General features: G+C 68.1%; 19 protein-coding genes and 1 tRNA gene. 13 read left to right on the forward strand and 7 right to left on the reverse strand.

What is annotated here, in order from left to right; all coding sequences use genetic code 11:
- Positions 1-46 precede the first annotated feature (46 nt).
- The 3 genes from QTH87_RS13065 (at position 47) to QTH87_RS13075 (ending at position 2,419) form a co-directional block, all read left to right on the forward strand.
- Entirely contained in the window at positions 47-988 is a 942-nt protein-coding gene (locus QTH87_RS13065) for a CysB family HTH-type transcriptional regulator (protein ID WP_286609525.1), read from the forward strand.
- Positions 985-2,148 carry a pyridoxal phosphate-dependent aminotransferase gene (locus QTH87_RS13070; protein WP_286609526.1) on the forward strand — a complete coding sequence of 388 codons (1,164 nt, stop codon included), beginning with the start codon at positions 985-987 and terminating at the stop codon, positions 2,146-2,148. The genes QTH87_RS13065 and QTH87_RS13070 overlap by 4 nt, the downstream gene beginning before the upstream one ends.
- A 112-nt stretch (positions 2,149-2,260) precedes the next feature.
- Complete coding sequence (locus QTH87_RS13075; RefSeq protein ID WP_286609528.1) at positions 2,261-2,419, forward strand: DUF3309 family protein; 159 nt, start codon at positions 2,261-2,263, stop codon at positions 2,417-2,419.
- Between the two features lie 57 nt (positions 2,420-2,476).
- Here the strand turns inward: QTH87_RS13075 and hrpA are convergent, their stop codons facing one another.
- A complete protein-coding gene (gene hrpA, locus QTH87_RS13080) occupies positions 2,477-6,409 on the reverse strand; it encodes an ATP-dependent RNA helicase HrpA (protein ID WP_444812793.1) in 3,933 nt (1,310 codons plus the stop codon).
- 136 nt (positions 6,410-6,545) lie between these two features.
- Between hrpA and argA the strand changes: the two genes are divergently transcribed.
- From argA to QTH87_RS13130, 10 genes are all read left to right on the forward strand, one after another.
- Entirely contained in the window at positions 6,546-7,892 is a 1,347-nt protein-coding gene (gene argA / locus QTH87_RS13085) for an amino-acid N-acetyltransferase (protein ID WP_286609532.1), read from the forward strand.
- A gap of 33 nt (positions 7,893-7,925) precedes the next feature.
- The gene (locus tag QTH87_RS13090) at positions 7,926-8,348 is read left to right on the forward strand and encodes a hypothetical protein (RefSeq protein ID WP_286609533.1); all 423 of its coding nucleotides are present in this window, start codon (positions 7,926-7,928) and stop codon (positions 8,346-8,348) included.
- Between the two features lie 9 nt (positions 8,349-8,357).
- On the forward strand, positions 8,358-9,557 hold the full coding sequence (dapC, locus tag QTH87_RS13095; RefSeq protein WP_286609535.1) for a succinyldiaminopimelate transaminase: 1,200 nt from the start codon (positions 8,358-8,360) through the stop codon (positions 9,555-9,557).
- Between the two features lie 9 nt (positions 9,558-9,566).
- A complete protein-coding gene (gene dapD / locus QTH87_RS13100) occupies positions 9,567-10,391 on the forward strand; it encodes a 2,3,4,5-tetrahydropyridine-2,6-dicarboxylate N-succinyltransferase (protein ID WP_286609537.1) in 825 nt (274 codons plus the stop codon).
- A 95-nt stretch (positions 10,392-10,486) separates the two neighbouring features.
- Positions 10,487-11,644 (forward strand): PilT/PilU family type 4a pilus ATPase, encoded by a 1,158-nt coding sequence (locus QTH87_RS13105; RefSeq protein WP_286609539.1) that lies wholly within the window; start codon positions 10,487-10,489, stop codon positions 11,642-11,644.
- A 15-nt stretch (positions 11,645-11,659) separates the two neighbouring features.
- Positions 11,660-12,835 carry a succinyl-diaminopimelate desuccinylase gene (gene dapE, locus QTH87_RS13110; protein ID WP_286609540.1) on the forward strand — a complete coding sequence of 392 codons (1,176 nt, stop codon included), beginning with the start codon at positions 11,660-11,662 and terminating at the stop codon, positions 12,833-12,835.
- A gap of 55 nt (positions 12,836-12,890) precedes the next feature.
- A complete protein-coding gene (prmB, locus tag QTH87_RS13115; RefSeq protein ID WP_286609542.1) occupies positions 12,891-13,796 on the forward strand; it encodes a 50S ribosomal protein L3 N(5)-glutamine methyltransferase in 906 nt (301 codons plus the stop codon).
- Between the two features lie 141 nt (positions 13,797-13,937).
- A complete protein-coding gene (locus QTH87_RS13120) occupies positions 13,938-15,941 on the forward strand; it encodes an ABC-F family ATP-binding cassette domain-containing protein (RefSeq protein ID WP_286609544.1) in 2,004 nt (667 codons plus the stop codon).
- Positions 15,942-15,964: 23 nt separating this feature from the next.
- Positions 15,965-16,558, forward strand: coding sequence for a hypothetical protein (locus QTH87_RS13125; RefSeq protein ID WP_444812785.1), 594 nt, complete (start codon positions 15,965-15,967; stop codon positions 16,556-16,558).
- A 214-nt stretch (positions 16,559-16,772) separates the two neighbouring features.
- Positions 16,773-17,012 (forward strand): hypothetical protein, encoded by a 240-nt coding sequence (locus QTH87_RS13130; RefSeq protein WP_286609546.1) that lies wholly within the window; start codon positions 16,773-16,775, stop codon positions 17,010-17,012.
- Positions 17,013-17,157: 145 nt separating this feature from the next.
- Here QTH87_RS13130 and QTH87_RS13135 read toward each other — a convergent pair whose 3' ends face one another.
- From QTH87_RS13135 to QTH87_RS13160, 6 genes are all read right to left on the reverse strand, one after another.
- The gene (locus tag QTH87_RS13135; RefSeq protein WP_286609547.1) at positions 17,158-17,703 is read right to left on the reverse strand and encodes a hypothetical protein; all 546 of its coding nucleotides are present in this window, start codon (positions 17,701-17,703) and stop codon (positions 17,158-17,160) included.
- Between the two features lie 11 nt (positions 17,704-17,714).
- Complete coding sequence (locus QTH87_RS13140; RefSeq protein WP_286609548.1) at positions 17,715-18,533, reverse strand: DUF2092 domain-containing protein; 819 nt, start codon at positions 18,531-18,533, stop codon at positions 17,715-17,717.
- Positions 18,533-18,751 carry a hypothetical protein gene (locus QTH87_RS13145; RefSeq protein WP_286609549.1) on the reverse strand — a complete coding sequence of 73 codons (219 nt, stop codon included), beginning with the start codon at positions 18,749-18,751 and terminating at the stop codon, positions 18,533-18,535. The genes QTH87_RS13140 and QTH87_RS13145 overlap by 1 nt, the downstream gene beginning before the upstream one ends.
- A gap of 4 nt (positions 18,752-18,755) precedes the next feature.
- A complete protein-coding gene (locus QTH87_RS13150) occupies positions 18,756-19,016 on the reverse strand; it encodes a hypothetical protein (protein ID WP_286609550.1) in 261 nt (86 codons plus the stop codon).
- A gap of 151 nt (positions 19,017-19,167) precedes the next feature.
- Positions 19,168-19,243 (reverse strand) — tRNA-Lys (locus tag QTH87_RS13155).
- A 58-nt stretch (positions 19,244-19,301) separates the two neighbouring features.
- Positions 19,302-20,135 (reverse strand): tRNA threonylcarbamoyladenosine dehydratase, encoded by an 834-nt coding sequence (locus QTH87_RS13160; protein ID WP_444812786.1) that lies wholly within the window; start codon positions 20,133-20,135, stop codon positions 19,302-19,304.
- Between the last annotated feature and the right edge of the window lie 4 nt (positions 20,136-20,139).

Genomic DNA, 20,139 nt, shown 5'->3' on the forward strand with positions numbered 1-20,139 from the left:
TAGACCGAGAAGGCATAATGAATCCGAAAATGATACGGAATACGTTATGAATCTTCACCAGTTCAAGTTCGTTCAGGAAGCCGTCCGTCGCAACCTGAACCTCACCGAGGCGGCCAAGGCGCTCCACACCTCGCAGCCCGGCGTCTCCAAGGCGATCATCGAACTCGAGGAGGAACTGGGGGTCGAGATCTTCGCGCGCCACGGCAAGCGCCTCAAGCGCGTCACCGAACCGGGCCAGCACGTGCTGGCCAGCATCGAGCTGATCATGCGCGAGGTCGGCAACCTCAAGCGCATCGGCGAGCAGTTCAGCGCCCAGGACAGCGGCACGCTGTCGATCGCCACCACCCACACCCAGGCACGCTACGTGCTGCCGGTGCCGGTGGCCAAGCTGCGCGAGGCCTACCCGAAGGTCAACGTCAGCCTGCACCAGGGCTCGCCCGACCAGGTCGCGCGGATGGTGATCGACGAGATCGCCGAGATCGGCATCGCCACCGAATCGCTGTCCGACTACCCCGAACTGGTGACCATGCCCTGCTACGAATGGCAGCACGTTCTGGTGCTGCCGCAGGGCCATCCGCTGGCCGACAAGGAACGCATCTCGCTCGACGACCTGGCCCTCGAGCCGATCATCACCTACCACCCGTCATTCACCGGGCGCACGCGCATCGACCACGCCTTCGCGCAGAAGAAGCTGACGCCGCGCATCGCGCTGGAGGCGATCGACTCGGACGTCATCAAGACCTACGTGCGGCTGGGCCTCGGCGTCGGCATCGTCGCCGAGATGGCGGTGCGCGACGACACCAACGCGGACCTCGTGGTGCGGCCGATGGGCCACATCTTCGGCGTCAACATCGCGCGCGTGGCCTTCAAGCGCAGCGCCTACCTGCGCAACTTCGTCTTCAAATTCGCCGAGCTGCTCTCCGACCGGCTCGATCGCAACCTGATCGCCAAGGCCTTGAGCGGTCACCAACAGGACTACGAACTGTGAGTGCCATCGCCCGCACCCCCGAGATCCAGACCAAGCTGCCGGCCGTCGGCACCACCATCTTCACCGTGATGTCGGCGCTCGCGGCCGAGAAGAACGCGGTCAACCTGGGCCAGGGCTTCCCCGATTTCCTGTGCGACCCGAAGCTGCTGCAGGCCGTGGGCGACGCGATGGCGGCGGGGCACAACCAGTACCCGCCGATGCCCGGCGTGCCGGCACTGCGCGAGGCAGTGGCGGCCAAGATCGAGACCCTCTACGGCCGCCGTTACGACCCGGCCACCGAGGTCACGATCACCGCCGGCGCCACCCAGGCCATCATCACGGCGATCCTCGCGGTGGTGCGCCCGGGCGACGAGGTGATCGTGCTCGAGCCCTGCTACGACAGCTACGTGCCGAACATCGAACTGGCCGGCGGCAGCGTGGTGCGCGTGCCGCTCACGCCCGGCACCTTCCGGCCCGACTTCGACAGGATCGCCGCCGCCCTCACGCCGCGCACGCGCGCGATCATCGTCAACACGCCGCACAACCCGAGCGCCACGGTCTGGACCGAGGCCGAGATGCGCCGCCTCGAGGAATTGCTCGCGCCCACCGAGGTGCTGGTGATCAGCGACGAGGTCTACGAGCACATGGTCTACGCGGGCGGGCGCCACGAGAGCGCGGCGCGCTTCCCGGGGCTGGCGGCGCGCAGCTTCATCGTCAGCAGCTTCGGCAAGACCTACCACGTGACCGGCTGGAAGGTCGGCTACGTGGCGGCGCCCGCGCCCTTGAGCGCCGAGTTCCGCAAGGTGCACCAGTTCAACGTCTTCACGGTCAACACGCCGATGCAGCACGCGCTGGCGCGCTACATGGCCGACCCGGCGCCCTACATGGAGCTGCCGGCCTTCTACCAGCGCAAGCGGGACCTGTTCGCAGCCGGCCTCGCGAAGACGCGGTTCCGGCTGCTGCCGAGCGCCGGAACCTACTTCCAGTGCGTGGACATCAGTGCCCTGAGCGAGCTCGGCGAAGCCGATTTCTGCCAGTGGCTCACGCGCGAGATCGGCGTCGCGGCGATTCCGCTGTCGGCCTTCTACGGCGACGGCTTCGACCAGCGCGTGGTTCGCTTCTGCTTCGCCAAGAAGGACGAGACGCTGCAGACCGCGATCGATCGACTGGCCCGGCTCTGACAGCAAAGGTAGGCGGGCCCTGACTGCCGGAGGGCGCGCCTTCCCGCGATCCGCACGCGCTCCGAAGCAGAACATGAGGGCTTCCAAACAAGCAAAGCCCTAGGAGAAGTCCATGTCCCTCTCGTTGATTCTGCTGATCGTCCTGATCCTGCTGCTGGTGGGCGCACTGCCGAGCTGGGGCTACAGCCGCAGCTGGGGCTATGGGCCCAGCGGCGGTCTCGGCCTGGTGCTGGTGGTGGTGATCGTGCTGCTGCTCATGGGACGCATATAGTCCGCCGCCCGTTCGAACATGAAGGCCCGCTTCGGCGGGCCTTTTTGCGTCCGGCGCTCAGTGGCCGAGCTGGGCCCAGAGCTTGTCGAGGCGCTTGATGCTGACCGGCTGCGGCGTTCGCAGCTCCTGGGCAAAGAAGCTCACGCGCAGTTCCTCGAGCAGCCAGCGGAATTCGCTCATGCGCTCGTCGGCGGCGCCCTTGCGTTCGGCCAGCAGGCGCCAGTAGCGCTGCTCCTGCGGCCGCAGCTCGGCGAGCCGCTGGGCGTCCCGTGCCGGGTCGGCCCGCAGCTTGTCGAGCCTGAGCGTGATGGCCTTGAGGTAGCGCGCGAAATGCTGCAGCCGCGGCCACGGCGTGTCGGCGACGAAGCGCTTGCCGACCAGCCGCTGCAACTGCTGCGCGGCATCGGCCGTGGCCTCGGGCTGGATCTTGGTGTCCTTGATCTTGCGGGCCGCCAGGCCGTATTCCACCAGGATGAGGCCTGCCAGCCGCGCGATCTCGTTCGCGATCAGCGTGAGACGGCCACGACCCTCCTCGAGCCGCCGCTTGAAGGCGAACTCGTCGGTCGGCAACGGCTCCTGCAGGAAGGCGCGGTCGATCGCCACCTCGATCACCTGCGCCCGCAGTTCCTCCGCGGTGCCGAGCGCCATGTAGCTCACGGCCATCTTCTGCAGGTCGGGGATGTTCTTCTCGAGGTACTTGAGGGCATCCTTGAGCTGCAGCGCGAACAGGCGGCGCAGTCCCGCACGGTGCTTCGCGGCCGCCACCGCGGGCTCGTCGAAGACCTCGATCGTGACCGCCTCGCCGCCGTCGACCAGGGCCGGGAAGCCGATCAGCGACTGCGCACCGCGGCGCACCTCCATGAGTTCCGGCAGCTCGCCGAAACTCCAGGCTGTGTAGCGCTGGCCGGCGAGCAGGCTAGGTGCAGGGGGCTCGGCGGTCGCAGCGGCCGCCGATTCGATGCGAGCGCTGCCCGCCTTCGACGGCGCGTCCGGCGCAGCCGCGGGCGCGGCCCGCACATTGAGCCCCGCGAGCGCCTGGAAGGCCCCGCGTGCCTGCGTGCCGAGCTCGGCCTTGAGCGCACCCAGGCTCCGGCCCATGCCAAGCTGCCGCCCGTGCTCGTCGACCACCCGCAGGTTCATGAACAGGTGCGGCGGCAGCATGTCGAGCTTGAAGTCGGCGCGCTTGACATCGAGGCTGGTCTGGTCGCGCACGCGCTTCAACAGCGCATCGGTCAGCGAGCCGTGGCCGAAGACTTCGGGCGCGCCGAGCGACTCGGCCAGCCGGGCCGCCGATTCTGGCAGCGGCACGAGACGCGCACGCGGCTTCTGCGGCAGGCTCTTGAGAAGCGCCTGGATCTTGTCCTTGAGCATGCCCGTGACCAGCCATTCGCAGCGTTCGTCGCTCACTTGGTTCAGCACGAAGAGCGGCACGCTGACCGTCAGGCCGTCCCTGGCGTCGCCGGGCTCGTGCAGATAGGTCGCCGCGCAGTCGACGCCGCCCAGTCGCAGCGTCGGCGGGAACGACTGCGTCGTGATGCCCGCGGCCTGGTGTCGCATCAGCTCTTCGCGCGTGAGGAACAGCAGCCGTGGCTCCTCCTTCGAGCGCGTGCGGTACCAGCTCTCGAAGCCGGCGCCATTCGAGATATCGGGCGGCAGCTGGGCGTCGTAGAAGGCGTAGATCAGCTCCTCGTCGACCAGCACGTCCTGACGGCGCGACTTGTGCTCGAGGCCCTCGACCTCGCGCACCAGCTTGCGATTGGCCGCGAGGAAAGGCAGCCTGCTTTCCCACTGGCCGCCGACCAGCGCCTCGCGGATGAAGATCTCGCGCGCCGCCACCGGATCGACCTTGCCGAAATCCACGCGGCGCCCGCTGTAGACCACGAGCCCGTAGAGCGTGGCCCGTTCGAACGCCGCCACCTGCGCGCCCTTCTTCTCCCAGTGCGGATCGAGCAACTGCTTCTTCAGCAGATGGCCCGCCACCTGCTCGAGCCACTGCGGCTCGATGTTGGCGATGCCGCGGCCGAAGAGCCGCGTGGTCTCGACCAGCTCGGCGGCCACGATCCAGCGGCCCGGCTTCTTCTTCAAGTGGGCGCCCGGGTGGCGGTAGAACTTGATCCCGCGCGCGCCCAGGTAGGCCTCGTCGTCCTCGAGCTTCCAGCCGACGTTGCCGAGCAGGCCCGAGAGCATCGACAGGTGCAGCGGCTCGTAGCCCGCGGGCTGCGCATTGATGCGCCACTTGTGCTCGGTCACCACCGTGAGCAGCTGCGAATGGATGTCGCGCCATTCGCGCACGCGGCGGATGTTGATGAAGTTGGCGCGCAGCAGCTGCTCGTACTGCCGGTTGCTGAGCTTGTGGGTGTCACCGTGGCCGCCGCGCGCATCCGCAATCCACTTCCACAGCCGCAGGTAGCCGCTGAACTCGCTCTTCTCGTCGTCGAACTTCGAATGCGCCTGGTCGGCCTGCTGCTGCGCTTCCATCGGCCGGTCGCGGACGTCCTGGACCGACAGCGCGCTCGCGATCACGAGCACCTCTTCCAGCGCGCCCCGCGTGCGCGCCTCGATGATCATGCGGGCCACGCGCGGGTCGAGCGGCAGGCGAGCGAGCTCGCCGCCCATCGGCGTCAGCTCGTTGGCGTCGTCGACCGCGCCGAGCTCGTTGAGCAGCTGGTAGCCGTCGGCGATGGCGCGCCGCTGCGGCGCCTCGAGGAACGGAAAGCGCTCGACGTCGCCCAGGTGCAGCGACTTCATCCGCAGGATCACGCCGGCCAGCGAGGAGCGCAGGATCTCGGGGTCGGTGAAGCGCGGCCGGCTCTCGAAATCCTTCTCGTCGTAGAGCCGGATGCAGATGCCGTTGGCCACGCGTCCGCAGCGGCCCGCCCGCTGGTTGGCGGCCGCCTGGCTGATCGGCTCGACCAGCAGCTGCTCGACCTTGCTGCGGAAGGAATAGCGCTTGACGCGCGCGGTGCCGGCATCGATCACGTAGCGGATGCCCGGCACCGTGAGCGAGGTCTCGGCCACGTTGGTGGCCAGCACGATGCGCCGGCCGCTGTGGCTGTCGAAGATGCGCTCCTGCTCGGCCTGCGACAGCCGCGCGAACAGCGGCAGCACCTCGGCGCTGCGCATCAGCGGCTGATGGCTCAGGTGGCGCCGCAGGTGGTCGGCGGCCTCGCGGATCTCGCGCTCGCCGGGCAGGAAGACCAGGATGTCGCCCGCGTTGTGCGGGTCGCGCCAGAGCTCGTCGACGCCATCGGCGATCGCGTCGTTCAGGTCGTGGTCGCGCGACTCCTCGAAAGGACGGTAGCGCTGCTCCACCGGGTAGGTGCGCCCCGAGACCATGATGATGGGCGCAGGGATCATTGGCCCCCACGCTCCGCGCTCCGCGTCGTCGCTGCCCCCCGAGGGGGCTTCGCCCGCCTTGGGGCGGCCCTGCGGCGAAGCATCGTCGCTGCCCCCCGAGGGGGCTTCGCCCGCCTTGGGGCGGCCCTGCGGCGGGCGAGCCGACGCGAAATGCTGCGCGAAGCGGTCCGCATCGATCGTGGCCGAGGTCACGATCACCTTCAGGTCCGGCCGGCGCGGCAGTATCTCGCGCAGGTAGCCGAGCAGGAAGTCGATGTTGAGTGAACGTTCGTGGGCCTCGTCGATGATGATCGTGTCGTAGGCCTTCAGCAGCGGATCGGTCTGGGTCTCGGCCAGCAGGATGCCGTCGGTCATGAGCTTGACCGAGGCATCGCGCGAGAGCCGGTCCTGGAAGCGCACCTTGTAGCCGACCACCTCGCCGAGCGGCGTCTTGAGCTCCTCGGCGATGCGCTTGGCGACCGAGGTGGCGGCGATGCGCCGCGGCTGCGTGTGGCCGATCAGCCGGCCCTTGCCCGGCGGCGCGTTGCACTTGCCGCGTCCCAGCGCGAGCACGATCTTGGGCAGCTGCGTGGTCTTGCCCGAACCGGTCTCGCCGCAGACGATCACGACCTGGTGGGCCTCGATGGCCGCCATGATTTCGTCGCGCCGGGCCGACACCGGCAGGGATTCGGGGAACTCGATTCGAAGAGGGGACGAAGACAAGGCGTGCAGTTCGGGGAAAATCACCGATTATCTTGCGCCCGGCCCTGCTGCCACCCCGACCCTGCCAATGTCCACTGTCTTCAACTTCACCTTCGTCCCCTGGTTTCGCTCGGTGGCGCCCTACATCCACATGCACCGGGGGAAGACCTTCGTCGTGGCACTGGCCGGCGAGGCAATCGCGGCCGGCAAGCTCGCGAACATCGCGCAGGACCTGGCGCTGATCCAGAGCATGGGTGTCAAGGTGGTGCTGGTGCACGGCTTCCGGCCCCAGGTCAACGAGCAGCTGCGTGCCAAGGGCCACGAGGCGCGCTATTCGCACGGCATCCGCATCACCGACGAGGTGGCCCTCGACTGCGCCCAGGAAGCCGCCGGCCAGCTGCGCTACGAGATCGAGGCCGCGTTCAGCCAGGGCCTGCCCAACACGCCGATGGCCGGCTCCACGATCCGCGTCATCTCGGGCAACTTCATCACGGCGCGGCCTGTCGGGGTGGTCGACGGCGTCGACTTCCAGCATTCGGGGCTGGTGCGCAAGGTCGACACCGCGGGCATCCGGCGCGCGCTCGATTTCGGCGCCATGGTGCTGCTGTCCCCGTTCGGCTTCTCGCCCACCGGCGAGGCCTTCAACCTCACCATGGAGGAAGTCGCGACCAGCGTCGCGATCTCGATCCAGGCCGACAAGCTGATCTTCCTGACCGAGGTGCCCGGCATCGCCCAGGACCCGGCCCTGCCGATCGACGAGGACAACCCGATCGACACCGAACTGCCGCTGGATGCCGCCCGCAAGCTGCTGCTCGCGCTGCCGCCGCCGCAGCGCCCCACCGACACCGCCTTCTACCTGCAGCACTGCGTGAAGGCCTGCGAGCACGGCGTAGAGCGCAACCACATCCTGCCGTTCTCGGTCGACGGCTCGCTGCTGCTCGAGGTCTACGTGCACGACGGCATCGGCACCATGGTGATCGACGAGAAGCTCGAATCGTTGCGCGAGGCCACGGCCGACGACATCGGCGGCATCCTGCAGCTGATCGAGCCCTTCGAGCGCGACGGCACGCTGGTCAAGCGCAGCCGGACCGAGATCGAGCGCGATGTCGGCCAGTACACCGTGATCGAGCACGACGGCGTGATCTTCGGCTGCGCCGCGCTGTATCCGTACCCGGAAGCCAAGACGGCCGAGATGGCCGCGCTCACGATCTCGCCGCAATCGCAGGCCCAGGGCGACGGCGAACGCATCCTCAAGCGCATCGAGCAGCGCGCCAAGGCCTCGGGCCTCGAGAGCATCTTCGTGCTCACCACCCGCACCATGCACTGGTTCCTCAAGCGCGGCTTCCAGCAGGTCAACCCCGACTGGCTGCCCGAGGCGCGCAAGCGCAAGTACAACTGGGACCGCAAGAGCCAGGTGCTGGTCAAGAAGCTGTAGCCCATTCACCGTTTCCACCGAAGGAGTAGCGCGATGTTCCCCTGGCTCTGGTTCTGGTCCCCCACCCTGCACCTGCCCTTCAGCGGCAGCGTGGCGCAGCAGATCGAGCCCGACACGCGCTGGTTCTTCGCCGGCATCCCGGCCGAGGCCGGCAATGGCGAGATCGAGAAGAAGGCCTTCGAGGTCGCGAGCTACGGCAGCCAGCTCGGCTGGATTACCGAGGTGCTGCTGGCCAGCGCCAGCCCGGGCTCGGTGGAGCCGAAGCAGGCGGCGCGCTCGCTCGCCAGGCTCGAAAAGGCGCATGCCGAGATCGAGGCGGTCAAGAAGCGGAGCCGGGCCGAACTCGCCGCCGCAGCGAGCAATGCGCTGGCGAAGCTGCAGGAGGCCGATCCGGCCGCCTACGAGCAGTTGCTGGCCGCTGCGCCGCGACAGTCGCCGCGCCGGCTGCCGCGATAATCCAGGCCCATGAATCCCCTGCTCGCCAAACTGCAGCCCTACCCCTTCGAGCGGCTGCGACAACTGTTCGCGGGCGTCACGCCGAACCCCGACTACACGCCGATCAGCCTCGGCATCGGCGAGCCCAAGCACGCCACACCCGAATTCATCAAGAGTGCACTGGCCGCCAGCTTCGGCGCCCTCGCCGCCTATCCGGCCACCGCGGGCGACCTGGCGCTGCGCCAGTCCTTCACGGGCTGGCTGCAGCGGCGCTACGGCCTCGCGCTCGATGCCGCGACCCAGGTGCTGCCGGTGAACGGCTCGCGCGAGGCGCTGTTCGCGCTGGCCCAGACCGTGATCGACGCCAGCCGCAGCCCGCAGCCCGTGGTGCTGTCGCCCAATCCCTTCTATCAGATCTACGAGGGCGCGGCCCTTCTGGCAGGCGCAGAGCCCATCTACGTGCCGAGCGTGCCCGAGCGCAACTTCGCGGTCGACTGGGACAGCGTGCCCGACGAGGTCTGGGCCCGCACCCAGCTCGTTTTCGTCTGTTCGCCGGGCAACCCCACCGGCGCCGTGATGCCGCTTGGCGAATGGGAAAAGCTCTTTGCGCTGTCCGACCGCCACGGCTTCGTGATCGCCGCCGACGAGTGCTACAGCGAGATCTACTTCCGCGACGAGCCACCCCTGGGCGGGCTCGAGGCCGCGGCCAGGCTGGGCCGCAGCGACTTCCGCCGCCTGATCGCGCTGACCTCCCTGTCCAAGCGCAGCAACGTGCCGGGCCTTCGCAGCGGCTTCGTGGCGGGTGACGCGGCCATCATCAAGTCCTTCCTGCTGTACCGCACCTATCACGGCAGCGCGATGAGCGGCACGGTGGCCGCCGCCAGCATCGCGGCCTGGGGCGACGAGGCCCATGTGGTCGAGAACCGCGCCATGTACCGCGCCAAGTTCGCGGCCGTGACGCCGCTGCTCGAGCCCGCGCTCGACGTCCGGCTGCCCGACGCGGCGTTCTACCTGTGGGCCGGCGTGCCCGCCGCCTGGAACGGCGACGACGCCGCCTTCGCCCGCGCGCTCTACGCTCAATACAATGTGACGGTGCTGCCCGGCAGCTATCTCGCCCGCGAGGTGTCCGGCCGCAACCCGGGCCGCGGGCGCATCCGCATGGCATTGGTGGCCGACACCGCCGAATGCACCGAGGCCGCGCGACGCATCGTGAAATTCATCCAGGACTGAGCTACTCCAATGACCCAACAACTCCAGCAGACCATCGACGCCGCGTGGGAAGACCGCGCCAACATCTCGGCCGCCAGTGCGCCCGCCGAAGTCCGCGACGCCGTCGAGCACGTGATCGCCGAACTGAACAACGGCAAGCTACGCGTCGCCACGCGCGAGGCCGTCGGCCAGTGGACCGTCCACCAGTGGATCAAGAAGGCCGTGCTGCTGTCGTTCCGGCTCAAGGACAACGAGCAGATGCAGGCCGGCGCGCTGGGCTTCTACGACAAGGTGCCGACCAAGTTCTCGCACCTCTCGGCGGCCGAGCTCAAGGAAGCCGGCGTGCGCATCGTGCCGCCGGCCGTGGCGCGCCGCGGCAGCTACATCGCCAAGGGCGCGATCCTGATGCCCTCCTACGTCAACATCGGCGCCTACGTCGGCGAAGGCACGATGGTCGATACCTGGGCCACGGTCGGCTCCTGCGCCCAGATCGGTGCCAACGTCCACCTCTCGGGCGGCGTCGGCATCGGCGGCGTGCTCGAGCCGCTGCAGGCCGGTCCGACCATCATCGAGGACAACTGCTTCATCGGCGCACGCTCCGAAGTGGTCGAAGGCGTGGTCGTGGAAGAAAACTCCGTGCTGTCGATGGGTGTGTTCATCGGCCAGAGCACGCCCATCTACGACCGCGCCACCGACACCGTCATCTACGGCCGGGTACCCGCGGGCTCGGTGGTGGTCGCCGGCAACCTGCCCAAGCCGGGCGGCAAGTACAGCACCTATGCCGCCATCATCATGAAGAAGGTCGATGCCAAGACGCGCGCCTCGACGTCGCTGAACGACTTGCTGCGCGACTGAAGACGAAGCCGACGGCAACGGCCGCCTGAGGGGGCGGTCGGCCAGGTCCCCGAGAGTTCCGAGTTAAAGAAAACCCAACGCGAGGAGAAGTGCCGATGAACACGATGGAGCGAATTCTTCGACTGATGGCCGAGCGCAAGGCATCGGACATCTATCTGTCGGCCCACTCCCCGGCGCTGATCCGCATCAATGGCAACTGCATGCCGATCAATGCGCAGATCCTCCCGCCCGATGCGCCGCTGAGCCTGCTCAGCGAGGTGGTCCACGAGGCCCGCATCGCCGAGCTCGAACGCACCGGCGAACTCAACATGGCGATCGCGCTCGAGGGCTCGGGCAACTTCCGCATCAGCGCCATGCGCCAGCGCGGCACCTACGCGGTGGTGGTGCGGCACATCGCCTCCGTCATCCCGAGCTTCGAGGAACTGAACCTCCCCGAGATCCTCAAGACGCTCGTGATGGAGAAGCGCGGCCTGATCCTCATGGTCGGCTCGACCGGCGCCGGCAAGAGCACCACGCTGGCCTCGATGCTCGACTACCGCAACGAGCACGCTTCCGGCCACATCCTCACGGTCGAGGAGCCGATCGAGTTCACCTTCACCAACAAGAAGTCGATGGTGAACCAGCGCGACGTCGGCAGCGACACGCAGTCGCTGCAGATCGCGCTCAAGAACGCGCTGCGCCAGGCGCCCGACGTGATCCAGATCGGCGAGATCCGCGACCGCGAGACCATGACCGCGGCGATCGCCTATGCGCAATCGGGCCACCTGTGCGTGGCCACGCTGCATGCCAACAACAGCTACCGCGCGCTCAACCGCATCCTGAGCTTCTACCCGGTCGAGGTGCGCGCCACGCTGCTCGGCGACCTCGGCGGCGCGCTGCGCGCCATCGTCGCCCAGCGCCTGCTGCGCACGCCCAACGGGGCCCGCGTGCCGGCGCTCGAGGTGCTGCTCAACACCGCGCTGGTGGCCGAGCTCATCGGCAAGGGCGATTTCTCGGCTGTCAAGGAAGCCATGGAACAGTCGATGGCCGAAGGCTCGCAGACCTTCGAGGAAGACATCGCGCGCCTCATCACCGAAGAGCTGGTCACGCGCGAGGAAGGCCTCTCGCAGGCCGATTCGCCGACCAACCTGATGTGGCGGCTGCAAAACCGCAAGGCGCCCTCGGCCAAGGCCGACGAGCGCTCGCTGCTCGACCAGGTCGAGGAACCCACCTTCACGGACATCACGCTCGACGTGCGTCCCAACGGCCACTGATCCACCGAACTCTCGATGTCCCGAACGCTCCAGCTCGCCGAACAACTGATCTCCCGCCCCTCGGTCACACCGGACGACGGCGGCTGCCAGCAGATCCTCGGCGAGCGCCTGGCGCGGCTCGGCTTCCGGCTCGAGACCATCGAAAGCGGCCCGGCCGACTTCCGCGTCACCAACCTGTGGGCGGTGCGCGCAGGTGCTGCCGGCGGGCCGACCCGCACCATGGCGTTCGCGGGCCACACCGACGTGGTGCCGACCGGCCCGCTCGGCGAATGGACCAGCGATCCGTTCACGCCCACCCATCGCGACGGCCGCCTCTACGGCCGCGGCGCCTGCGACATGAAGACCTCGCTGGCCGCCTTCGTGGTCGCGATCGAGGATTTCCTCGCCGGCACGCCCGCGCCGCGCCTCACGCTCGCACTGCTGCTCACCAGCGACGAGGAAGGCCCGGGCATCGACGGCACGGTGGTGGTCTGCAACAAGCTCGCGGCGCGCGGTGAAGCCATCGACTACTGCATCGTCGGCGAGCCGACCTCGGTCGAGCGCTGCGGCGACATGATCAAGAACGGCCGTCGCGGCACCATGAGCGGCAGGCTCACGGTGCACGGGGTCCAGGGCCACATCGCCTATCCGCACCTGGCGAGAAACCCCGTGCATGCGCTGGCACCGGCACTGGCCGAGCTGGTGGCCATCAACGCGGCAGGTGGCTGGGACGCCGGCAACCTGCATTTCCAGCCCACCAGCTGGCAGGTCAGCAACATCCACGCGGGCACCGGCGCGAGCAACGTCATCCCGGGCAGCGCGGTGGTCGACTTCAATTTCCGCTTCTCGACCGAGTCGACGCCCGAGTCGCTGCAGCAGCGCGTGCAGGCGGTGCTCGAGCGCCACGGCCTCGAGCACGAACTGCGCTGGACCGTCGGCGGCCTGCCCTTCCTCACGGTGCCCGGCCAGCTGGTCGAAGCCGTCCAACAGTCGATCCGCGCCGAGACCGGCATCGACACCGAGCTGTCGACCAGCGGCGGCACCAGCGACGCGCGCTTCATCGCCAAGATCTGCAGCCAGGTGGTCGAGCTGGGCCCGGTCAACGCCAGCATCCACAAGATCGACGAACACATCGCAGTGGCCGACATCGAGCCGCTCACCGCCATCTATCGCGGCACGCTCGAGCGGCTCGAAGCGCTGCTTCATCCATGAACGCGCCCGGCCGCCCGAAGTGGCTCGCACCACAGCCGAAGACGAAGGTCGTCCGATGAGCACGGTCATCGAACTGATCGAGCACGGCGCAGCGCGGCTCGCCGAAGCCGGCGTGGCCTTCGGGCACGGCACCGCCAACGCCTTCGACGAGGCCGCCTGGCTGGTGCTGTGGCGCCTTCGTCTGCCGATCGACGACATCGATGCAGCGGCGGACAAGAGCGTGTCGCCGGCCGACGCCGCACAGGTCGGGGCACTGATCGAGGAGCGCATCGCCACGCGCAAGCCCGCCGCCTACCTCACCAAGGAAGCCTGGCTGCAGGGCGTGCCCTTCTACGTCGACGAGCGCGCGATCGTGCCGCGCAGCTTCATCGCCGAACTGATCGCCGACGGCAGCATCGACTACTGGCTCGGCGAGCACACCCGGCGCGTGCTCGACCTGTGCACCGGCAACGGCAGCCTCGCAGTGCTCGCCGCCCTCACCTACCCCGAAGTCGCGGTGGATGCCGCCGACCTCTCGGCCGAGGCGCTCGAGGTTGCCGCCATCAACGTCACGCGGCATGGCCTCGATGCGCGCGTCACGCTGATCGAATCCGATGGCCTCGCCCAGGTGCCGGACCGCTACGACCTGGTGCTGTGCAACCCGCCCTACGTCAACAGCGCGAGCATGGCCACGCTGCCGGCCGAGTACCGGGCCGAACCCGAACTGGCCCTGGCAGGCGGCAGCGACGGCATGGACTTCGTGCGCCGTCTGTTTGCCGACGCGCCCGCACGCATGAACGACCAGGCCGTGCTGGTGCTCGAGATCGGCAACGAGCGCGACTTCTTCGAGGCCGCCTTTCCGCGGCTCGAGGTAGTCTGGCTCGAGACCTCCGCGGGCGAGGACCAGGTGCTGCTGGTGACGAAGGCTGCGCTGGCAGCACTGGCCGCGCAGGGCGCCCCTTGCGCTTCCGGGACGCCCTAGCACCCGTTCATTCACCCGCCGCGCCCCGGCGCCCCCGCAGCAGACGCGCTGCGGATTCCCTCCATCCCGCGATGGCGCATTCCCCACTGTCACCGGGCCGAACGGGCCGCGCGGGATAATCGCCCCTACGCCTCCTTTTCCATGATCACTCTCAAGAACGTCATTCTTCGCCGCAGCGCCAAAGTGCTGCTCGACGGCGCCACCGTCACCCTCAACCCCGGCGAGAAGGTCGGCCTCGTGGGTCGCAACGGGGCCGGCAAGTCGACCCTGTTCGCGCTGCTCAACGGCACCCTGCACGAAGACGGCGGCGATTTCTCGGTGCCGAAGCACTGGCGCATGGCCCAGGTGGCGCAGAACATGCCCGAGACCGACGAATCGGCGACCGACTTCGTGGTCGGCGGAGACACCCGACTCGGCGAACTGCGCGCCGCACTGGCCGCCATCGAGGCCGCGTACGAGGCCAATCCCGACGATCCCGACATCGGCATGGAACTCGCGCATGCCTACACCGACCTCGCAGACGCCGGCGAGCACGACGCGGTGCCGCGCGCCCAGGCGCTGATCCTGGGTCTGGGCTTCAAGTCGCATGAGCTCGACGAGCCGGTCAACAGCTTCTCGGGCGGCTGGCGCATGCGGCTGCAGCTGGCGCGCGCACTGATGTGCCCGAGCGACCTGCTGCTGCTCGACGAACCCACCAACCACCTGGATCTAGACGCCCTGGTGTGGCTCGAGGCTTGGCTGCAGAAGTACGCCGGCACGATGATCGTCATCAGCCACGACCGCGAATTCCTCGATGCCGTGACCGGCGTCACGCTGCACATCGCCAATGCCCAGCTCACGCGCTATGGCGGCAACTACAGCAAGTTCGAGGACATGCGCGCGCTGCAGATGGAGCAGCAGCAGATCGCGTTCGGCAAGCAGCAGGAGAAGATCGCCCACCTGCAGAAGTTCATCGACCGTTTCAAGGCCAAGGCGAGCAAGGCCAAGCAGGCGCAGAGCCGGGTCAAGGCGCTCGAACGCATGGAGCGCGTCGCGCCGCTGCTGGCCGAGGCCGACTTCACCTTCGAGTTCAAGGAGCCCGGCAACATCCCGAACCCGATGCTGTCGATCAGCGATGCGAGCTTCGGCTACCGCGCCGAGGACGAGCCGCCAAAGACCATCCTGCGCGGCGTCAACCGCTCGGTGCTGGCCGGGCAGCGCATCGGCATCCTGGGCGCCAACGGCCAGGGCAAGTCGACGCTCGTGAAGACCATCGCGCGCGAGATGGGCGCACTCGCTGGCACCGTGACCGAAGGCAAGGGCCTCAACATCGGCTACTTCGCCCAGCAGGAACTCGACGTGCTGCGCCCGCAGGACACGCCGCTCGAGCACATGGTGCGCATGGCCCGCGAGCTCGGCAGCAATGCCCGGGAGGCCACGGGCGAACAGGCGCTGCGCGGCTTCCTCGGCAGCTTCAATTTCAGCGGCGACATGGTCAAGCAGGCCGTCGGCACCATGAGCGGTGGCGAGAAGGCCCGGCTGGTGCTGGCCATGATGGTCTGGCAGCGCCCCAACCTGCTGCTGCTCGACGAGCCCACCAACCACCTCGACCTCGCGACGCGCGAGGCCCTCGCGGTGGCCCTCAACGAGTTCGAAGGCACGCTGATGCTCGTGAGCCACGACCGCGCGCTGCTGCGCTCGGTGTGCGACGAGTTCTGGCTGGTCGGACGCGGCGTGGTCGGCGATTTCGACGGCGACCTCGACGACTACCAGCGCTACCTGCTCGACGAGGCCAAGCGCCTGCGCGAGGAAGCGAAGATCGCGACCCGCGACGCGGCCGCGGTGGTGGCATCGGCAGCTTCGGCCGAAGTGGCGAACATTCCGGCCGAAGTGCCGTCCCGCAACCAGCGCCAGCAGGACGCACAGGAGCGCCAGCAGCGCAACGACCAGGCCAAGCCTCTCAAGCGCGAGCTGGCGCAGATCGACCAGCGCCTGGGCGCAGCCGGCAGCGAGAAATCGGCGCTCGAGGAGCGTCTGGCCCAGCCCTTGCCGGCGACGGAAATCGCCGAAGCCGGCAGACGCCTCAAGATGCTGGCCGACGAGATCGGGCAACTCGAGGAGCGCTGGCTTGCGCTCTCGGATCAGCTCGAGACGCTCTCGGCCTGAAGCCCCGCCGAGGCTGCCGCCCCATGAGCTCTGCCATCGAACTCGCCCAGGGGGACCCGCAACTGATCGCGGCGGTCCGGCGCAGCCGCCGCCTGCTCGGCCGCAAGGCGCTGATGGCGGCCGCGGTCGGGGCGGTGCCCATCCCGGGCATCGACTGGGCCGCCGATGCCGCGCTGCTCGCACGCGTGGTGCCGCAGATCAGCGCCGAGTTCGGCCTCTCGGCGACGCAAGTGGAGCGGCTCGCGCCCCACGAACGCGAACGCATCCGCAAGGCGGCCGCGACCGTCGGTGCGCTGCTGGTCGGGCGGCTCGTCACGCGCGACCTGCTCCTCAAGCTCGCGAGCCATGCAGGCGTCAAGCTGACGGCCGGCCAGGCGGCAAAGTTCGTGCCTTTCGCGGGCACCGTGATCTCGGCCGGCCTGAGTTACGCAGCGTTACGCTCACTCGGCGAACTGCACATCAAGGACTGCGTTCGCGTGGCACGGTCGATCAGTCACCAGCTTCCACCGCCCGACGCCACTGCATCGCGGGGCGCGGTGGCTGCATCCGACGATTCGGGCCAGCCACCACGCTTCAGGTCGGTCAAATCGGCCTGGCATCGGTTGCGGCTCAGGTAGATCCGGCCAGTGCCGATCGGGCCGGCGCGCCCGACGGCCTGTTGGCCTACCACGACACAGGTGACAAGCGAATTGCGCACGAGGGTCATAATGGCCAGACTCGCGTCAGGGACAGGCCCCACAAACCGGATTGGATGGGAATCGGTTGGGGCGCAGGAGACAACGCGTTGAAACCAGAGTCGTTTCCGCACGACTGAACTCGGAGGAGCGGAACATGAACGAGATGGATCTTGCAGCGTCGGTGGAACGGCTCATGGCCCGGGTCGACTACTACCTGCATTGCGAACTCGATGAAGAGTACGACCACGAGCGGCCCGACACTGCGCGGCAACTGCTCGAGGCAGCGCTGAAGCAGGAGCTTGTCCGTGCCAGCGCCATCGGCCTGGTGTCGGCCGTCAGCCATGCACCCGACTCCCTGCTCGATCCGACCGACGGAACGCCTCACGCCGCCTGAGTTCTCACCACCCCGCCCACAGACCCGCTCTCTTGCGACAGCGGGTTTTTTCTTGCCCAGTCGCGGCCGGCTTCCATCGCCCTGGCGAAGCGGCCGGGTGGCGCAGAAGGTCTAAGCGCCTTGCGCCAACACACCCCGGTTGAACTCAATACGGCGGGTTGATTACCACGTAACCCGCGCCCTGTGGCTGGTACCAGACGCTGCCGCACTGCTGGTAGATCAGACCGCCGTAGTTCACGGGCACGCAACTCGGCGGCACGCTGTTCACGATCGATCCCACCACGGCTGCGGTCACGGCGACGCCTGCCGTCACCGCGGCCGCGGTCGCGACCGGGTGGTAGTGGTCGTTGTCCCAGCCGCGGTTGTTGTTGTTCACGACGACCGTGTTCCGGTTCACGTTGTTCACGTTGACGTTCCGGTTCGCGTTCACGTTCACGTTGTTGACGCTGGTGTTGCGCACGTTGTTGGCGCGGGCGTCGCGGTTCACGTTGTTGGCCTGCGGTCGGGCACCGCCCCCACCGCCACCGGCATGCATTCCGCCGCCACCGGCGCGTGCGCCTCCACCGTGTCCGCCCCCCATGCCGCCGCCGCCACCCGGGCGCGCCAACGCCTCGGGCGGCAAGGCCAGCGCCGCCATGGCAACGACCGAAAGCGAAACCAGGAAAGTCCGTGCGGATGTTGAATGCTTCATTTGGCTGCTCCTCATTTCGCGTCCAGCGCACGCAGTTCGACCTGCTTCGTGCCCGCGGGCGGCGCGAAGCGGAAGGCGTCTTCCCTGAAGCCGGGCTTCAGGTTCCAGTCGATCAGGGACATCGACTGCGGCCGCGCCTCGTCGGCGCGGTTGACGATCACGAGCTTGCGCGGCAGCGGCTGGCTGCCCGCCTTGATCCAGATCTGCCAGTCGTAGTTGCCCTGCCGGAAGGCATAGTGGTCGCACAGGTCGTTGCCGATGAAGTCCTGGCCTGCGTTCATGGCCGAGTCGATCCGGTCGAGCGGTGCGGCGTCGGTGCCCCAGAGGAACAGGTCGCTCAGCGGAATCTCCACGCCATAGCGCGATTCGAGGCGAGTGACGAGGCTGTCGACGTTGCCGGCGAAATCGACGGTGGAGTAGTACTTCTGCTGCGGCATGAACATGGTCACGCGCTGCCCGTCGAAGAAGATGACGCGCTCGGAGCGTGCGCTGAACATTCGCGCCCGCAGCTTGTTCGGGCGCAGGACGTCGATGTCGGCCGTGGCCGTGTGTTGCAGCTTCTGGCCGTCGGCCAGCACCACCTCGCCGGTCAGTTCGGTCGTGACACGAAATCGCTTGAGCGACTGCAGGTAGGCCCCCATGGCCTTGAGCGCCTGGATCGATGCGGCATTGACCGCGTTGGCGGGCGCCGCAGGAGGGGCAACTGCCGGTGTGGGCCTGGGTGCGGCCGCAACCGGCGCCGGTCCGCCAGCGGGTGGCGGATTCGGCGCCGTGGTGCCGCAGGCCACCAAGGACAGCGCCAGGACGGCGGGAACGAAGGTCTTGTACATCAAGCGGATCTCCTGGTGATGGCAGTTGAGATTCGGCCTCGCTGCCACATCACCCAGGGCATCGAGACCGCGATGTTCAGCAGCAGGCAGAGCAGGATGGCCGCCGTGACGCCGTGCTCCTGCGGAAAATTGGCCGCGGCCAGCGCCAGCGCGATGCCGGCGTGGCGCAAGGCGGTGGACAGCGCGAGCAGCGGCAGTACGACCGCGACGATCACCATTTCGTCACCTCAGCAGCGGCGGCACCGGCGACCACGCCAGCGCCATCGACACGATGTCGATCTCGCGCAGCAGATCGAAGACCTTGTCCAGCAGAAGAGCCAGCAGCGGCATGACGACGAACATCGCGATCAAGCATTGCAGGAAGAGCGAAGGCCGACGGCCGACGAAGAGCACATCGTCGACCGTGGCTTCGAGGCCTGAGCCGAAGACCGTTATCAGAATGCTCGCCTGCACGGCGAGGAGGATCAGATCATGGGTCGACATGGGGTGCCTGAGGGGCCCACCATACCTGTCGCCCGGCCGGGGCGCCATTGGCCTTTGGTGCAGGCGACGTCCCGTCACACGGCGCATCGCACGCCGCGCGGGCGAAAAAAAATCCCCAGATGCTCGAGGCAAATGGGGATTTCTCGGATGCTGGTAGGACGTACAAGATTCGAACTTGTGACCAACGGATTAAAAGTCCGCTGCTCTACCAACTGAGCTAACGTCCCGCGAAGATCGCGTCTATCGCCTTTTTCCTGCCGGCGTCGAATCCGGCAAAGCCTGAAATTATAGCGCGCCCTTGCGGGCTATCCGGTCGAGAACCCAGCCCGCGGCACATTGGCCGAAGGTCGCCGTCACGCTCACCACCGAGCCGTAGCCGTGGCAGTTGAGCGAGCCGTCGCCTTCGATCGCGCACGAGGGATCGGGCGGCGCCACGCTTTCGCGGCTGAAGACGCAGGCGACGCCGATCTTGCGGCCTTCGCGGGGCGCGCCGTGGTCCTTGCGGAGCCGCTGTCGGAGTTGCGCGAGCAGCGGGTCGTGCGTGACCTGCGACAGGTCCTCGATCTCGACCTGGTGCGCGAGGCGCTTGCCTCCCGCCGCGCCCACGGTGACGAAGCCGCTGCCCGTGCTGCGGGCCCAGGCCGCCATGGCGAGCTTGGCCTTGACCTGGTCGCAGGCATCGATCACCGCGCTCACATCGCCCTGGCCCTGTTGCGCGGTCGCAAGCAGTTGCTGCCAGTTCTCGGGCTCGACGAAATCGTCGATGGCGAGCACGCGGCAAGAAGGATTGATCTGTGCAATGCGGTCGCGCATCGCTTCGACCTTGGCCTGTCCCACGGTGGACTCGAGGGCATGAATCTGGCGGTTGATGTTGGACTCGGCGACGTGGTCGAGATCGATCAGCGTCAGGCGGCCCACGCCACTGCGGGCCAAGGCCTCGACCGCCCACGAGCCGACACCGCCGATGCCGACGACCAGCACGTGCGCATGACGGATGGCGGCCGCGCCCGGAACGCCGTAGAGGCGTTCCAGGCCGCCGAAGCGGCGCGCCAGATCGGCGTCGCCCTCACCGGCGGTGACGCCGGCAGCGGCGATGAGCGGACGCGCGGCGGTGTCCAAACGA

Source organism: Variovorax jilinensis (assembly GCF_030316885.1).
Lineage (GTDB): Bacteria > Pseudomonadota > Gammaproteobacteria > Burkholderiales > Burkholderiaceae_C > Variovorax > Variovorax jilinensis.

What these genes read in the sequence shown, in the direction of transcription:
- QTH87_RS13140 (WP_286609548.1), bottom strand. Translation starts at nt 18,533, where the DNA reads ATGTACAAGACCTTCGTTCCCGCCGTCCTGGCGCTGTCCTTGGTGGCC.
- QTH87_RS13075 (WP_286609528.1), top strand. Translation starts at nt 2,261, where the DNA reads ATGTCCCTCTCGTTGATTCTGCTGATCGTCCTGATCCTGCTGCTGGTG.
- QTH87_RS13105 (WP_286609539.1), top strand. Translation starts at nt 10,487, where the DNA reads ATGAACACGATGGAGCGAATTCTTCGACTGATGGCCGAGCGCAAGGCA.
- argA (WP_286609532.1), top strand. Translation starts at nt 6,546, where the DNA reads ATGTCCACTGTCTTCAACTTCACCTTCGTCCCCTGGTTTCGCTCGGTG.
- dapE (WP_286609540.1), top strand. Translation starts at nt 11,660, where the DNA reads ATGTCCCGAACGCTCCAGCTCGCCGAACAACTGATCTCCCGCCCCTCG.
- hrpA (WP_444812793.1), bottom strand. Translation starts at nt 6,409, where the DNA reads ATGGCGGCCATCGAGGCCCACCAGGTCGTGATCGTCTGCGGCGAGACC.
- QTH87_RS13090 (WP_286609533.1), top strand. Translation starts at nt 7,926, where the DNA reads ATGTTCCCCTGGCTCTGGTTCTGGTCCCCCACCCTGCACCTGCCCTTC.
- QTH87_RS13125 (WP_444812785.1), top strand. Translation starts at nt 15,965, where the DNA reads ATGAGCTCTGCCATCGAACTCGCCCAGGGGGACCCGCAACTGATCGCG.
- dapD (WP_286609537.1), top strand. Translation starts at nt 9,567, where the DNA reads ATGACCCAACAACTCCAGCAGACCATCGACGCCGCGTGGGAAGACCGC.
- prmB (WP_286609542.1), top strand. Translation starts at nt 12,891, where the DNA reads ATGAGCACGGTCATCGAACTGATCGAGCACGGCGCAGCGCGGCTCGCC.
- QTH87_RS13130 (WP_286609546.1), top strand. Translation starts at nt 16,773, where the DNA reads ATGAACGAGATGGATCTTGCAGCGTCGGTGGAACGGCTCATGGCCCGG.
- QTH87_RS13135 (WP_286609547.1), bottom strand. Translation starts at nt 17,703, where the DNA reads ATGAAGCATTCAACATCCGCACGGACTTTCCTGGTTTCGCTTTCGGTC.
- QTH87_RS13120 (WP_286609544.1), top strand. Translation starts at nt 13,938, where the DNA reads ATGATCACTCTCAAGAACGTCATTCTTCGCCGCAGCGCCAAAGTGCTG.
- QTH87_RS13145 (WP_286609549.1), bottom strand. Translation starts at nt 18,751, where the DNA reads ATGGTGATCGTCGCGGTCGTACTGCCGCTGCTCGCGCTGTCCACCGCC.
- dapC (WP_286609535.1), top strand. Translation starts at nt 8,358, where the DNA reads ATGAATCCCCTGCTCGCCAAACTGCAGCCCTACCCCTTCGAGCGGCTG.
- QTH87_RS13065 (WP_286609525.1), top strand. Translation starts at nt 47, where the DNA reads ATGAATCTTCACCAGTTCAAGTTCGTTCAGGAAGCCGTCCGTCGCAAC.
- QTH87_RS13150 (WP_286609550.1), bottom strand. Translation starts at nt 19,016, where the DNA reads ATGTCGACCCATGATCTGATCCTCCTCGCCGTGCAGGCGAGCATTCTG.